This is a genomic window from Rhodoferax bucti (assembly GCF_005876985.1).
In the GTDB taxonomy this organism is placed as follows: domain Bacteria; phylum Pseudomonadota; class Gammaproteobacteria; order Burkholderiales; family Burkholderiaceae_C; genus Allorhodoferax; species Allorhodoferax bucti.
This window is the reverse complement of the sequence record NZ_VAHD01000003.1, coordinates 331,058-344,643: the sequence shown is the minus strand read 5'-3', so window position 1 is coordinate 344,643 and position 13,586 is coordinate 331,058. Positions and strand designations below refer to the sequence as shown.

Below are 13,586 nucleotides of genomic sequence, written 5' to 3'. Positions count from 1 at the left end.
TCAGTGTTTGCGTGGCGCCAGGTAGGCCAGAAAGTGCTTTTCTGCCAAACGGAACATGCCGATCAGGCAGAACGATGCTACTAAATAGATAGCGGCTGCCGCAATGTAGGCTTCGAAAGGCAGGTAATAGTCCGAGTACACCCGGCTGGCGGCAGCGGTCACATCGAGCATGCTGGGCACGGCACTGGCCAGGCTGGTGCTTTGCAGCATCATGACCACTTCGTTGCTGTAGGCGGGCAGGGTGCGGCGCAGGGCGCTGGGTAGCACGATGCGGCGCATGGCCTGGAAACGGCTCATGCCATAGGCCTGCGCAGCTTCCAATTCGCCGGCAGCGGTTTCCCGGATGGCACCCGCCAGCATTTCGGCGGTGTAGCCGGCCGTGTTCAGGCTGAATGCCAGCAGGGCGCAGAAGAAGGGCTCTTTAAAGTGTGTCCAAGGCCACACATCGTCCCAGCGGGCTTGGATCCACTCCAGTTGGCCCAGGCCGTAGTAAATCAGGTAGACCTGAATCAACAGCGGTGTGCCACGGATCACATAGGTGTAGCTGCCCACCACCCAGCGCAGGAGGGCCCAGCGGCTGGTCAGCGCGAGCGCAAAAATCAGGGCCAGCACGGCGCCGATCGCCAACGACGAAGCCAGCAAGCCCAGTGTGGTGTAGATGCCGGTGATGTAGAGCTGCAGGTTTTGCGGCTCAAAAATGACATGCCATTTCATAGCTCACCCCGCTTGGTGCCCAGGCTGTAGCGCGCATTCACTTTGCGCAACACCCACAGCGAAACACTGGTGTAAATCAAAAACAGCGCTGCGGTGAACAAGAAAAACTCAAACGGCGAGCGGGTGGCCGCACTGGCCTGCTTGGAGAGATACGTCATCTCCTTGAGGCCGATCAGGCTGACCAGCGCGGTGGACTTGATGAGCACCAACCAGTTGTTGGTAAAACCGGGCAGGGCGTAGCGCACCATTTGAGGGGCGGTAATGCGCATGAAGGCACGCACGCGCCCCATGCCGAAGGCCCAGGCGGCTTCCATCTGGCCTTTGGGGATGGACAAAATGGCGCCGCGGAAGGTTTCCGTCATGTAGGCGCCATAGATAAAGCCGATGGTGAGTACCCCGGCCAGAAAAGGATTGATATCGACGGTTTTCTTGCTGCCGGAGAGTTCCAGCAGATGATTCAGGCCGATCGTGCCGCCGTAAAACACCAGCAGCATCACGACCAGATCCGGTACGCCCCGGATGACGGTGGTGTAGGTGGTGGACAGGGCTACCAGTACCGGACGCCCTGACAACTTGGCTGCCGCTCCCAGCAGCCCGAGGACGATGGACACCAGCAAGGCACACAGCGATACACCAATGGTGAGTACCGAGCCTTGCAATATGGCGACGTAATAAGAATTCATGGAAGCCTGAGAGGGCAATGAACACAATGGGGCGCACGATGCGCCCCATTGCATGCGGGTTTACAAGATTTATTCGCCGTAAACGTCGATGTTGTACTTGGCAAAGTACTTGTCGTTCAGGGTCTTGTAGGTACCGTTGGCACGTATGGCCTTGATGGCTTCGTTCAACTCACCCTTGAGCTTGTCTTCGCCTTTGCGCAGGGCCACAGCGACACCAGCGAAGTACTTCGCGTCGCTCAGGACAGGTCCCACCAACTCATACTTGGCACCTTCAGGCTTGGAGAGGAAACCACCGGTCACTTCTAGGAAGTCGGCCACGGTACCGTCCAGACGGCCGGACTTGATGTCCAGGTACACCTGGTCTTGGGCTTCGTAGGAGTTCACCACCACGCCAGCGGGCTTCAAGTTGTCCAGGGCGTACTTTTCTTGGGTGGAGCCCTTCAACACGCCGATTTTCTTGCCCTTGAGGGAAGCAATGTCAGTGAACTTGGTGCCCTTCTTCAGCACGATACGGCTGGGGGTTTGGTAGTACTTGTCGGTGAAGTCGATTTCCAGTTTGCGCTCTTCGGTTGCAGACATGGAGGAGATGATCACGTCGTACTTCTTGGCGTTCAGGCCGGGGATCATGCTATCCCAGACTTGTTCCACAAATTCGCACTTGCGCTTGATCTGTTCGCACAGGGCGTTGGCCACATCCACGTCGAAGCCGGTAGGCTGGCCGTCTGCGGACTTGAAGGTGAAGGGCTCGTAAGTGGGGTCGATGGCGACCTTCAGGGGGCCGACTTCGGGTGCCGGTGCAGCAGCGGCAGGTGCCGATGCGGGCGCAGCAGGCGCTGCGGGAGCAGCTTCTTCTTTTTTGCCGCAAGCTGCCAAAACGGAGGTGGCGGCCAGTGCCAGCAGGAGTTTCTTCATGGACAAGTCCTTTGAGTTGCCGGACGATGCCGGCGGTTAAAACAAGAAAAAATCATTCTACGGGCTAAGCACAGCAAATTTGGTGCCGCCCCATCGCGGGGCATGGGGGTTTGTACCGGTGGTGTTTGTGCTTTTGGCGGATTCGGAAGTAGGGTTCGCAAAAAATTTCCGATTGCGAAACGTTCCGCAGGCGACAGGCGCTGCGAATTCGGAATTCACCGTCGGGTACGGAAACCCTTTCAGGTGCGTGGAAAGACGCAAAACCTTACACTCGCGGGTTATCCCCCGGACTCTTATGAACGCCCCAGTCGACGTCTCTTTCTTCGCGCGCGCCGCCAAGCCGATTTCCAGTTACCGCAAATACTGGGCGTCCCGCTTCGGCACCGCTCCATTTTTGCCCATGAGCCGCGCAGAAATGGACAAGCTCGGCTGGGACAGCTGCGACATCATCATCGTCACCGGCGACGCGTATGTGGACCATCCGAGCTTCGGCATGGCCGTGATCGGCCGCATGCTGGAGGCGCAGGGCTTTCGTTTGGGCATCATCGCCCAGCCGGACTGGACCAGTGCCGAGGCCTTCAAGGCGCTGGGCAAACCCAACCTGTTTTGGGGCGTAACCAGCGGCAACATGGATTCCATGATCAACCGCTACACCGCGGACCGCAAAATCCGCAGTGACGACGCCTACACGCCAGGCGACGTGGGCGGCAAGCGCCCCGACCGCGCAGCCATTGTGTACAGCCAACGCTGCCGAGAGGCCTTCAAAGACACACCCATTGTGCTGGGTGGCATCGAAGGCAGCCTGCGCCGCATTGCTCACTATGACTACTGGAGCGACAAGGTGCGCCGCAGCATCGTGGTGGATGCCAAGTGCGATTTGCTGCTTTACGGCAACGCCGAGCGTGCGATTGTGGAAATTGCCCACCGCCTGGCCGCCAAAGAGCCGGTCGAGAACATCACCGATGTGCGGGGCACCGCCTTTGTGCGCCGGCCAGATGACGAAACGGGCAAGGGTTGGTTCGAAATCACCTCCACCACCGTGGACGAGCCGGGCCGCGTGGAAGCCCATGTGAACCCCTACATGACCACCAGCGAGCTGGCGGCCGAAAACGGTGCCACCTGCGCCAAAGAAGACGAGGCGAAAGCTACGGCGGCTGCCGCCGAGGCCGCAGGCGCTATGAATTCAGGAGCTGCTCGCGCAGACGTCATAAGCGCTAGCGCTCAAAATGGTTCCAAAGCGGAAGTCAATGCGGCCATCGCGCCTTTGACCTTCTTTGCCAACCCCGCGCTCTCCGGCAAGAGCAAGCTCAAGGTGCCGCCGCGCGAGAAGTCGGTCATCCGCCTGCCCAGCTACGAGCAAGTCAAGAGCGACCCGGTGCTTTACGCCCACGCCAACCGCGTGCTCCACCTGGAAACCAACCCCGGCAACGCCCGTGCCCTGGTGCAAGCGCATGGCGAAGGCGTGACTGCCCGCGATGTGTGGATCAACCCGCCGCCCATCCCGCTGACTACGGCGGAGATGGACTTTGTGTTCGATTTGCCCTACGCCCGCAGCCCGCACCCGACCTACGCCGACGAAAACGGCAGCCATGACGGCGCCACCAAAATCCCGGCGTGGGAGATGATCCGCTTCAGTGTGAACATCATGCGCGGCTGCTTCGGTGGCTGCACCTTCTGCTCGATCACCGAGCACGAAGGCCGCATCATCCAGAGCCGCTCGGAAGAGTCCATCATCAAAGAGGTGGAAGACATCCGCGACAAGGTGAAAGGCTTCACCGGCACCATTTCCGACCTCGGCGGGCCCACCGCCAATATGTACCGCCTGGGTTGCCGCAGCCCAGAGATTGAAGCGGCATGTCGTAAGCCCAGCTGCGTGTACCCCGGCATCTGCCAGAACCTGACCACCAACCACGACCCGCTGATCAAGATCTACCGCCGCGCGCGGGCGCTCAAGGGCATCAAGAAAATCCTGATCGGCTCCGGCTTGCGGTACGACCTCGCCGTGAAAAGCCCTGAGTATGTGAAAGAGCTGGTGCAGCACCATGTGGGCGGCTACCTGAAGATTGCCCCCGAGCACACCGAGCAGGGCCCGCTCACCAAGATGATGAAGCCCGGCATCGGCAGCTACGACAAGTTCAGGCAACTGTTTGAAAAGTTCAGCGCCGAGGCGGGCAAAAAGCAGTACCTGATTCCGTATTTCATCGCAGCCCACCCCGGCACCAGCGATGAAGACATGATGAACCTCGCCATCTGGCTCAAGAAAAACGGTTTTCGCGCCGACCAGGTGCAAACCTTCTACCCCAGCCCCATGGCTACTGCCACGGCCATGTACCACTCCGGCCGCAATACCTTGAAGCGGGTGCACCGCACCGCCCAGACCGAAGACGAGACGGTGGACATCGTGCGCGGAGAAAAGCGCCGGCGCCTGCACAAAGCCTTTTTGCGCTACCACGATGCCAACAACTGGCCGCTCTTGCGCGAAGCGCTCAAGGCCATGGGCCGCGCCGACCTCATCGGCAACGGCAAGCACCACCTGATTCCCACCTTCCAGCCGCTGGGCGATGGCGGTTACCAAAGTGCCCGCAAAAAGAATTCCACGGTCGCGCCGGTCAAGGCGGCGGCTGCGCGCGTGCAGCCGCTGGGCAAGGCTGCGGCACCGGTCAAGGGCCGTTTGCTGACCCAGCACACCGGCCTGCCACCGAGGGACACCGGGGCGCCAAAGCCTGCGTTCAAAGCGGCCCGCAAGCCCCGTTGATGGGCGTGCTGGCTTCGTTTTGCATGCGATTTAAGGGCCTGGCGCCCGTGTTGCATGCGCGAGCAGCTATTGTTTTTATAGCAATTGGTCTGCTCGCCGCTTCCTGGTTTTCGCCGGCCATGGCGCAAGGGGTGGCGGATTGCCCGCCCGCACCCCAAGAGCTCCGTCCGGAGTTGTTCGCCGCGGCCCAAAAGCAGGCACAAGACCGTGGCTTTTTGTGGCGCGTCAGCAAGGGCGGGCACAGCTCCTACCTCTACGGCACGCTGCATGTGGGGCGCGAGGCGTGGTTGGCGCCGGGGCCGGCCTTGCAAACGGCCTTGCGCAACAGCACCACCGTGGCGTTGGAGTTGGACCCCTTGGACCCCGCAGTGGTCGCAGCCATGGGCGCGGCACTGGCCAAAGCCCCGGTGCGCCCGCTGGCGCCTGCGCTCAAGGCCCGCTTGCTGCGCCAGCTGCAACTCCAATGCATTCCCCCGGCGGCCCTGGGCCAAACACCTGTGGAGTTGCTGCTGGCCAACATCGCGCTGGCCATGGCGCGGCGCGATGGTCTCGAGACGCAGTTTGGCTCCGAAACGTTGCTGGCCCTGGTTGCGCATGGCAGCGGGCTGAAGGTGGTGTCTTTGGAAACCGTGGAGTTACAGCTCAGGGCCTTGTTTGCTACCAACAGCAAGGAAGCAAAGCAGATGCTGGAAGACGGCCTACGTGAGCTGGAATCAGGCCGCGCCCGAGGGAGTTTGCTGGAACTGGTTTCCATGTGGGAGGCCGGCGATCTGCAGCGCCTGGACACCTACGAGCAGTGGTGCGAGTGCGTGGTAACTCTGACAGAAAAGTTACAAATGCAGCGTCTTTTGGATGAACGCAACCCGGCCATGGCCCGCCAAATGGATGCCTTGCACCAAGCCGGAGAGCAGGTGTTGGTGGCGGTGGGCAGCCTGCACATGGCCGGCCCGCGCGGTTTGCCGGCCTTGTTAGGCCAAATGGGCTATCGGGTCGAGCGTTTACCACGATAGGCAAGGGCCCGGGTTCGCGTTTACCCGTGCACAATCTTGGTAACTCCTGCAGGTAACGGTTACAAAATTCCGGTTTTGAAGCAGGCTGCCGGCAGGGTATCGGTTTTTCACAGACTTATGGAATAAGCTGTGATTTAAACCAAAGACAAACCCGCTGCCCACGAGCGCGGGCGAACCCGAGAGACATATGCTGACAGACCACGACCTGGGTGCCTTGATGCGGGCCCAACATGCCGATCCTTTCAGCGCGCTGGGGCCGCACCAGCAGGCCGGCGGCTTACGTATCAGTGCGCTGTTTCCTGCGGCGCAGCAGGTGCGGGCCGTGTTGCGGGGTAGCGGGGCGGTGGTGGGCGAGTTGCGCCGGCATGAAGGCACGGACGTGTTTTCGCTCTCGCTGCCAGAGCAGTCGCTCATTCCCGATTACTTGCTGGAAGTCACCTGGCAAGACAACTCCGCCGGTGTGTCCGTGTTGGAAGACCCATATCGCTTTCCGGTGGTGCTGCAGGAAATGGACCTGTGGCTGCTCGCCGAGGGCACCCATTTGCGCCCCTACGAGTGCCTGGGCGCGCACCCCACGACCTTGTGCGGCATCGAAGGCACGACCTTTGCCGTCTGGGCGCCCAACGCCAAGCGGGTCTCGGTGGTGGGCTCGTTCAACGGCTGGGATGGCCGGCGCCACCCCATGCGTTTGCGGCAAGAGTGCGGGGTCTGGGAGATTTTTCTGCCCCATGTGGGCAAGGGCGATCTCTACAAGTTTGAAATCTGGAATGCGCGCGGCGCCATCACCACCAAGGCCGACCCGTTTGCCTTTGCGGCGCAGCTGCGCCCGGACACCGCCAGCGTGGTGTGCGGCTTGTTGCCCCGCCTGCCCATGCGCCCGGAGCGCGCCGCCGCCAATGGCCTGGACAGCCCTTTGAGTATTTATGAGGTGCACCTGGGCTCCTGGCGCAAGGCCGATGGCTGGCGCTGGCTCAACTACCGCGAGCTGGCCGACACGCTGGTGCCGTATGCGCGTGACATGGGGTTCACCCACCTGGAGCTGTTGCCCATTAGCGAACACCCGTTTGACGGGTCTTGGGGGTACCAACCGCTGGGCTTGTTTGCGCCCACCGCTCGCTTTGGCACGCCGGAAGACTTTCAGTATTTTGTAGACGCCGCCCACGATGCCGGTCTGGGGGTGATTCTGGACTGGGTGCCTGCCCACTTTCCGAGCGACGCGCATGGCCTGGCGGAGTTCGACGGTACCCACTTGTATGAATACGCCGACCCCAAAGAAGGCTTTCACCAGGACTGGAACACGCTGATCTACAACTTCGGCCGGACCGAGGTGCGCAACTTTTTAGTAAGCAATGCGTTGTATTGGCTGGAGCGTTTCGGCGTGGACGGCTTGCGGGTGGATGCCGTGGCGTCCATGCTCTACCGGGATTACAGCCGCGCTGCCGGGCAGTGGATTCCCAACAAGCATGGCGGGCGTGAAAACCTGGAAGCGATCGAGTTCCTGCGGCGCATGAACCATGTGGTCGGCACCGAGCGGCCGGGGGCCATCACGCTGGCCGAAGAGTCCACGGCCTTTCCGGGGGTGAGCCGCCCGCCGTCGCCCGACCTGCAAAGCGGTGGTCTGGGCTTTCACTACAAGTGGAATATGGGCTGGATGCACGACACCCTGGAGTACGCCTCCATGGACGGCGTGCACCGCAAGTACCACCAGAACCAGCTCACCTTCGGGCTGATGTATGCGTTCACCGAGAACTTTGTACTCCCTCTGTCACATGATGAAGTGGTGCATGGTAAAGCCTCGCTTCTGGGCAAGATGTCCGGGGACGAATGGCAAAAGTTCGCCAATCTGCGCGCGCTCTACGGATTTATGTGGGCCTACCCCGGCAAGAAATTGCTGTTCATGGGCTGCGAGCTGGCCCAGCCCACAGAGTGGGCCGACGGCTCCCAGCTGCCCTGGCATCTGGAGCAACAAGCGCCGCATCAGGGGGTGCAGCGTTTGGTGCGTGATCTGAACCGCGTGTACCGTGCGTTCCCTGCGTTGCATGAGCAGGATGTGCAGTCAGAAGGCTTTGAGTGGATTGCCCATGACGATTCCGCGCAGTCCGTTATTGCCTTTCAACGGCGGGCCAAGGATGGCCGGGCAGTGGTGGTGGTCTGTAACTTCACACCTGTGCCTCGACCCGGGTACCGCATCGGTGTGCCGGTGGCAGGGGCCTGGCGCGAAGTCATCAACACCGACAACGGTGTGTATGGCGGCAGCAGCCTGAGTTCGGCCGCGCGAAGCACCGAGCCGGTCGCAGCGCATCACTTGGGTCAGTCGCTGGTCATTACTTTGCCGCCGCTGGCATGCCTTGTGCTCATTCCCGGAGAAGAATGAGTCGTTCCATGTCTTTGTTGAGCATGCTGCCGGGAAATGCCGCCGAGTGGGGGGCCACCCTCACGCCGGAGGGTGTGAATTTCACCTTGGCTGCGCCTAACGCTACTTCGGTGGACCTGTGTCTCTTTGATGAGGCAGGCGTGACCGAGTTGCAGCGCTTGCCCTTGCCCGCCAAAACAGGCGATGTGTGGCATGGCCTGCTGCCCGCGGGTCGTGCAGAGCAGGTGTATGGGTTTCGTGTCTATGGGGCATGGGCGCCCGAGCGTGGACACCGGTTCAATCCTGCCAAGTTGCTGCTGGACCCCTACGCCCGCGAGGTGCTGGGGCGCTATGACGGTTCGGACCTTCACTGGGCATATGCGCCGGATTCCGCGCGCGGCCGGCAGCTGCCCGATAGCCGGGACAATGCCCCCACCGCATTGAAAGCCCGCGTTTGTGCACCCCTGCCAGCGGTGAATCCCGGGCCGGTGGTGCTGCCGCCGCAACGTGTGATGTATGAGCTGCACGTCAAAGGCTTTACCCGTCAGCATCCGGGCGTGCCGGAGGCGCTGCGGGGCAGCTATGCGGGCCTGGCGCATCCCGCAGCCATTGCTCACCTGAAGGCGCTGGGCATCACTACGGTGAGCCTGATGCCGGTGGCGTTTCGCGCGGATGAAGAGCGCTTGCAGCGCATGGGCCTGAGCAACTATTGGGGCTACAGTCCAATAGCCTGGAGCGCACCCGAAAACCGGTACTGGAGCGGTGCTGCCGGCAGCACGCCACGCACCGAGTTCCGCGCCATGGTGGACGCCTTGCACGCGGCCGGGCTGGAAGTGATTTTGGATGTGGTCTACAACCACACCGGCGAAACGGATGAGTTTGGCCCCACGCTCAGTTTGCGTGGCATCGCCAATAGCACCTACTACCACCTGGAGCCGGGCGATGCATCCCGTTACCTCAACTGGACGGGCTGCGGCAACTGCGTCAACCTGAACCACCCGGTGGTCCTGCGCACCGTGATGGACAGTTTGCGCACCTGGGTCACCGACTACGGGGTGGACGGCTTCCGCTTCGACCTTGCACCCGTGTTAGCCCGGGGCACGCGCGACAGCGACTACCGCTTCAACCCGCACGCGCCCCTGTTGATGGCCATCGCGCAAGACCCGCTGCTGCGCAACTGCCTGATGGTCGCCGAGCCGTGGGACATCGGCCCCGGCGGTTACCAGCTGGGTGCGTTTCCACCGGAGTGGCTGGAGTGGAACGACCGCTTTCGCGATACCCAGCGAGGTGCTTGGCTACACCACGGTACTTCGCGCGGTGCCCTGGCGAATCGGCTGGCGGGCTCTACCGATGCGTTCAGCCCCGCGCACCGCGCCGCGTACAGCAGTGTGAACTTTGTGACGGCGCATGATGGCTTCAACCTAATGGACGTGGTGAGCTACTGCCAGCGCCACAACGAGGCCAACGGGGAGCACAACCGCGATGGCCATGGCCACAACCTGAGTGTCAACCACGGGGTGGAAGGGCCGACTGATGACGAACAGGTGGTGCATGCCCGCGCGCGGCACCGCCGCGCCTTGCTCGCCGCCACACTTTTTTCGCTGGGTACGCCCATGTTGCTGGCCGGCGACGAACTGGGTCACAGCCAAGGTGGCAACAACAACGCCTACTGCCAAGACAACGCCATGACCTGGCTGCAGTGGGATGCCCTGCAGCACGACCTGACTCCCTTTGTCGCGCGCGCTATTTCGCTGCGCCGTGCACTGCCTGCCTTGCAAGCTACCGGATGGTGGCGCAGCCATGCGGGCGAGGCCGGTACCGGCCCCGTCGTCGCTTGGAGGTTGCCCGATGGAAGCGCTTTACAGGCTGCAGACTGGGAAGCTTCCCAAGGCGGCCCCATGGCGGTGCATGTGCAGCCGGGCACTTCTGACGCGCTGCTGTTGTTGCTCAACCCGTCGGCGTCAGCACAGCCATTCACGTTGCCGGCAGGTGACTGGCACCTCTGCCTGGATTCAGCTTCGGCGGCGGTTCCCGCCGGACCCGCATCTCCGGTCGCGCTGTCTGTCACGGTCCAAGCGGATAGTCTGATTCTGCTCAGCGCTACGCAAGCCGTTTTTTAAATTCAAATCCCACCACTGTCACATCACCATGTCACGCATCACCCACCCTACCTCGCCTTTTGACGGCCAGCGCCCCGGTACTTCGGGCTTGCGCAAAAAAGTTACGGTCTTCCAGCAACCCCGTTACCTGGAAAACTTTGTGCAAGCTCTGTTCGACGTCCTGCCCGATGCGGCGGGGCTCACGCTGGTGGTGGGGGGCGATGGCCGCTTTCACAACCGTGTGGCCATTCAAACCATCCTGCGTATGGCAGCGGCCAAGGGCTATGCCCGGGTACTCGTCGGGCAGGGCGGCATTTTGTCGACCCCTGCAGTCAGTGCTGTGATCCGCCGCCATGGCGCCAGTGGCGGTATCGTGCTGTCCGCCAGTCACAACCCCGGTGGTCCGGAGGGCGACTTTGGCATCAAATACAACGTGGCCAACGGCGGCCCCGCACCTGAGAAGGTCACCGAGGCGATTTTCGAACGCACCAAGGTCGTTCGCGAGATACGCACCATGGATACGGCCGACATCAGCCTGGACACTTTGGGCAGCCAGCACATCGGCAGCACCGAGGTGGTGGTGATTGACCCCGTGTCGGACTATGCCGAAGTGATGCGCGGCTTGTTTGACTTTGACGCCATCCGCAAGTTGTTTGCGGGCGGCTTTACCCTGCGCTATGACGCCATGTGCGCCGTGGGCGGCCCCTATGCCAAAGCCTTGCTGGAGGGCGAGCTGGGTGCTCCCGCAGGAACAGTGGTCAATGGCACACCACTCGAAGATTTCGGTGGTTTGCACCCGGACCCGAATCCGGTGAATGCCGAAGACCTGATCGCCCATTTGTTCGCCGCCGATGCGCCTGACATGGGTGCTGCGAGCGATGGTGACGCCGACCGCAACATGATCGTTGGCCGCAAATTCGTAGTATCCCCCAGCGACAGCCTGGCAGTGATCGCCGCGCACGCCACGCTCGTGCCGGGCTACCAAGCCGGTATTGCCGGTGTGGCGCGCTCGATGCCGACTTCCACTGCTGTGGACCGCGTTGCCAAGGCGCTGGGCATTCCGTGTTTCGAGACGCCTACCGGATGGAAGTTCTTCGGCAACTTGATGGATGCCGGCAAAGTCACCTTGTGTGGGGAAGAAAGCTACGGCACCGGCTCCAGCCATGTCCGCGAAAAAGACGGTTTGTGGGCCGTGCTGTTCTGGCTCAACCTGATTGCCGCAAGCGGCAAATCGGTGGAGACGCTGGTGCGTGAGCTGTGGGCGCAATACGGCCGTTGTGTGTATTCCCGCCACGACTACGAAGGCATTCCCACCGAGCAGGCCGATGCGCTGATGCGCGACCTGCGTACGTCTTTACCCACCTTGGGTGGCACCTCCATTGCCGGATTGCCGGTGGCCTTTGCGGACGACTTTGCCTATACCGACCCGGTGGATGGCAGCGTGAGCCAGAAGCAAGGCGTGCGCATCGTGCTGACCGATGGTTCCCGCGTGGTGTTCCGCCTCTCTGGCACCGGCACCGAGGGGGCCACCTTGCGCGTTTATCTGGAGCGCCATGAGCCCGATGCCACCCGTCAGGACATCCCAGCCCAAGAAGCCTTGCAGCCGTTGATCGCGCTCGCGGAGGCAGTAGCCCGCATCCGCCATTTCACCGGCATGAACCAACCCACTGTGACGACCTGAGCCGCAGAAGCGCAGGCCTCACTCTCATCTCATCAAAACCAAGCGACAGGAGACAAAACCATGAGCACTACAGACAACGCCCGCAACCTCGCGCTCCAAGAGCGCCACATGCAGCCCCATATGCTGGTGCGACGCACCATCGCGCTGGTGCTGGCCGGTGGCCGCGGCTCGCGCCTCAAGCAGTTGACCGACCGCCGCGCCAAACCGGCGGTGTATTTCGGTGGCAAGTTCCGTATCGTTGACTTTGCGCTCTCCAACTGTGTGAACTCCGGTATCCGCCGCATCGGCGTGATCACCCAGTACAAGTCGCACTCACTGTTGCGCCACTTGCAGCGTGGCTGGAGCTTCTTGCGTGCTGAGCTGAATGAGATGGTCGACCTGTTGCCGGCCCAGCAGCGGGTGGACGAGGAGCACTGGTACCGCGGCACGGCTGATGCGATTTACCAGAACCTGGACATCATCCAGAGCAGCAAGCCTGAGTACGTGGTGGTGCTGGCCGGCGACCACATCTACAAGATGGATTACTCGCTGATGCTCAAAGACCACGTGGAGAGTGGCGCTGGCTGCACCGTTGGCTGCATTGAGGTGCCACGCGAAGAGGCCACTGCCTTTGGTGTGATGGCCGTTGATGGCACCCGAAAGATCACCGAGTTTGTGGAAAAGCCTGCCAACCCGCCTGCCATGCCCGGCAACGACGCGGTGTCTCTGGCCAGCATGGGTATTTACATCTTCGACTCCAAGTATCTGTACGATCTGCTGGAAGACGATTTGGCCAACCCTGAGTCCAGCCACGATTTCGGCAAAGATGTGATTCCTCGCGTGGTGCGCGAGGGCAGGGCGGTGGCCCATCCCTTCTCCATGTCCTGTGTGTCGTCCACCCCGGACGCCGTGCCCTACTGGCGCGATGTGGGCACCATCGACGCCTTTTGGGAAGCCAACCTCGACCTCGCCTCAGTCACCCCTGAGCTGGATATCTACGACACCAATTGGCCCATCTGGACCAGCCAGCGCCAGTTGCCACCTGCCAAATTTGTGCAGGACGCGGACGGCAAGCACGGCCAGGCCATCAACACCATGGTGTCGGGCGGCTGCATTGTGTCGGGTTCCATCGTCAGCAACTCGGTGTTGTTCAGCAGCGTTCGCATCCATTCGTTCTGCGTGATTGACCAAGCCGTGCTTCTGCCGGAAGTCACCATCGGCCGTGGCTGCCGCCTGAGCCGGGTGGTAATCGACCGCGGAGTGGAAGTGCCGGATGGCTTGGTCATCGGAGAAGATCCGGTGGCGGATGCGGCACGCTTTGAGCGCACCGACAACGGCGTGGTGCTGGTGACCAAAGACATGCTCAAGCGGCTGGAAGCCCAATAAATTAGTTCAACGAA

Annotated in this window: 9 protein-coding genes; 6 read left to right on the top strand and 3 right to left on the bottom strand. The window is 61.7% G+C overall.

Annotated elements, in window-relative coordinates:
• The 3 genes from FDM28_RS12625 to FDM28_RS12615 all read right to left on the bottom strand — a co-directional run bounded on the left by FDM28_RS12625 (position 1) and on the right by FDM28_RS12615 (position 2,309).
• Positions 1-714: an ABC transporter permease gene (locus FDM28_RS12625; protein ID WP_138515602.1), complete on the bottom strand. Its 714-nt coding sequence runs from the start codon at positions 712-714 to the stop codon at positions 1-3.
• Entirely contained in the window at positions 711-1,397 is a 687-nt protein-coding gene (locus tag FDM28_RS12620) for an ABC transporter permease (protein WP_138515600.1), read from the bottom strand. Before FDM28_RS12620 ends, FDM28_RS12625 begins: the two co-directional genes overlap by 4 nt.
• 69 nt (positions 1,398-1,466) lie before the next feature.
• Positions 1,467-2,309, bottom strand: a complete 843-nt coding sequence (locus FDM28_RS12615; RefSeq protein WP_138515598.1) for an ABC transporter substrate-binding protein — start codon at positions 2,307-2,309, stop codon at positions 1,467-1,469.
• 295 nt (positions 2,310-2,604) lie between these two features.
• Here FDM28_RS12615 and FDM28_RS12610 point away from each other — a divergent pair, with 295 nt between their 5' ends.
• The 6 genes from FDM28_RS12610 to glgC all read left to right on the top strand — a co-directional run bounded on the left by FDM28_RS12610 (position 2,605) and on the right by glgC (position 13,572).
• Positions 2,605-5,064, top strand: coding sequence for a YgiQ family radical SAM protein (locus FDM28_RS12610; protein ID WP_138515596.1), 2,460 nt, complete (start codon positions 2,605-2,607; stop codon positions 5,062-5,064).
• 23 nt (positions 5,065-5,087) lie between these two features.
• Positions 5,088-6,074: a TraB/GumN family protein gene (locus tag FDM28_RS12605; RefSeq protein WP_170211747.1), complete on the top strand. Its 987-nt coding sequence runs from the start codon at positions 5,088-5,090 to the stop codon at positions 6,072-6,074.
• Positions 6,075-6,261: 187 nt separating this feature from the next.
• Positions 6,262-8,448, top strand: coding sequence for a 1,4-alpha-glucan branching protein GlgB (gene glgB / locus FDM28_RS12600; RefSeq protein WP_138515592.1), 2,187 nt, complete (start codon positions 6,262-6,264; stop codon positions 8,446-8,448).
• Between the two features lie 8 nt (positions 8,449-8,456).
• Complete coding sequence (glgX, locus tag FDM28_RS12595) at positions 8,457-10,547, top strand: glycogen debranching protein GlgX (RefSeq protein WP_240791998.1); 2,091 nt, start codon at positions 8,457-8,459, stop codon at positions 10,545-10,547.
• Positions 10,548-10,575: 28 nt separating this feature from the next.
• Positions 10,576-12,207 carry an alpha-D-glucose phosphate-specific phosphoglucomutase gene (locus FDM28_RS12590; RefSeq protein ID WP_138515590.1) on the top strand — a complete coding sequence of 544 codons (1,632 nt, stop codon included), beginning with the start codon at positions 10,576-10,578 and terminating at the stop codon, positions 12,205-12,207.
• A gap of 60 nt (positions 12,208-12,267) precedes the next feature.
• Positions 12,268-13,572 (top strand): glucose-1-phosphate adenylyltransferase, encoded by a 1,305-nt coding sequence (glgC, locus tag FDM28_RS12585; protein ID WP_087493740.1) that lies wholly within the window; start codon positions 12,268-12,270, stop codon positions 13,570-13,572.
• The last annotated feature ends 14 nt before the right edge of the window (positions 13,573-13,586 follow it).

Excerpts from the sequence above, each read along its gene's own strand:
- FDM28_RS12625 (WP_138515602.1), bottom strand. The coding sequence starts at position 714 with ATGAAATGGCATGTCATTTTTGAGCCGCAAAACCTGCAGCTCTACATC.
- FDM28_RS12620 (WP_138515600.1), bottom strand. The coding sequence starts at position 1,397 with ATGAATTCTTATTACGTCGCCATATTGCAAGGCTCGGTACTCACCATT.
- FDM28_RS12615 (WP_138515598.1), bottom strand. The coding sequence starts at position 2,309 with ATGAAGAAACTCCTGCTGGCACTGGCCGCCACCTCCGTTTTGGCAGCT.
- FDM28_RS12610 (WP_138515596.1), top strand. The coding sequence starts at position 2,605 with ATGAACGCCCCAGTCGACGTCTCTTTCTTCGCGCGCGCCGCCAAGCCG.
- FDM28_RS12605 (WP_170211747.1), top strand. The coding sequence starts at position 5,088 with ATGCGATTTAAGGGCCTGGCGCCCGTGTTGCATGCGCGAGCAGCTATT.
- glgB (WP_138515592.1), top strand. The coding sequence starts at position 6,262 with ATGCTGACAGACCACGACCTGGGTGCCTTGATGCGGGCCCAACATGCC.
- glgX (WP_240791998.1), top strand. The coding sequence starts at position 8,457 with ATGTCTTTGTTGAGCATGCTGCCGGGAAATGCCGCCGAGTGGGGGGCC.
- FDM28_RS12590 (WP_138515590.1), top strand. The coding sequence starts at position 10,576 with ATGTCACGCATCACCCACCCTACCTCGCCTTTTGACGGCCAGCGCCCC.
- glgC (WP_087493740.1), top strand. The coding sequence starts at position 12,268 with ATGAGCACTACAGACAACGCCCGCAACCTCGCGCTCCAAGAGCGCCAC.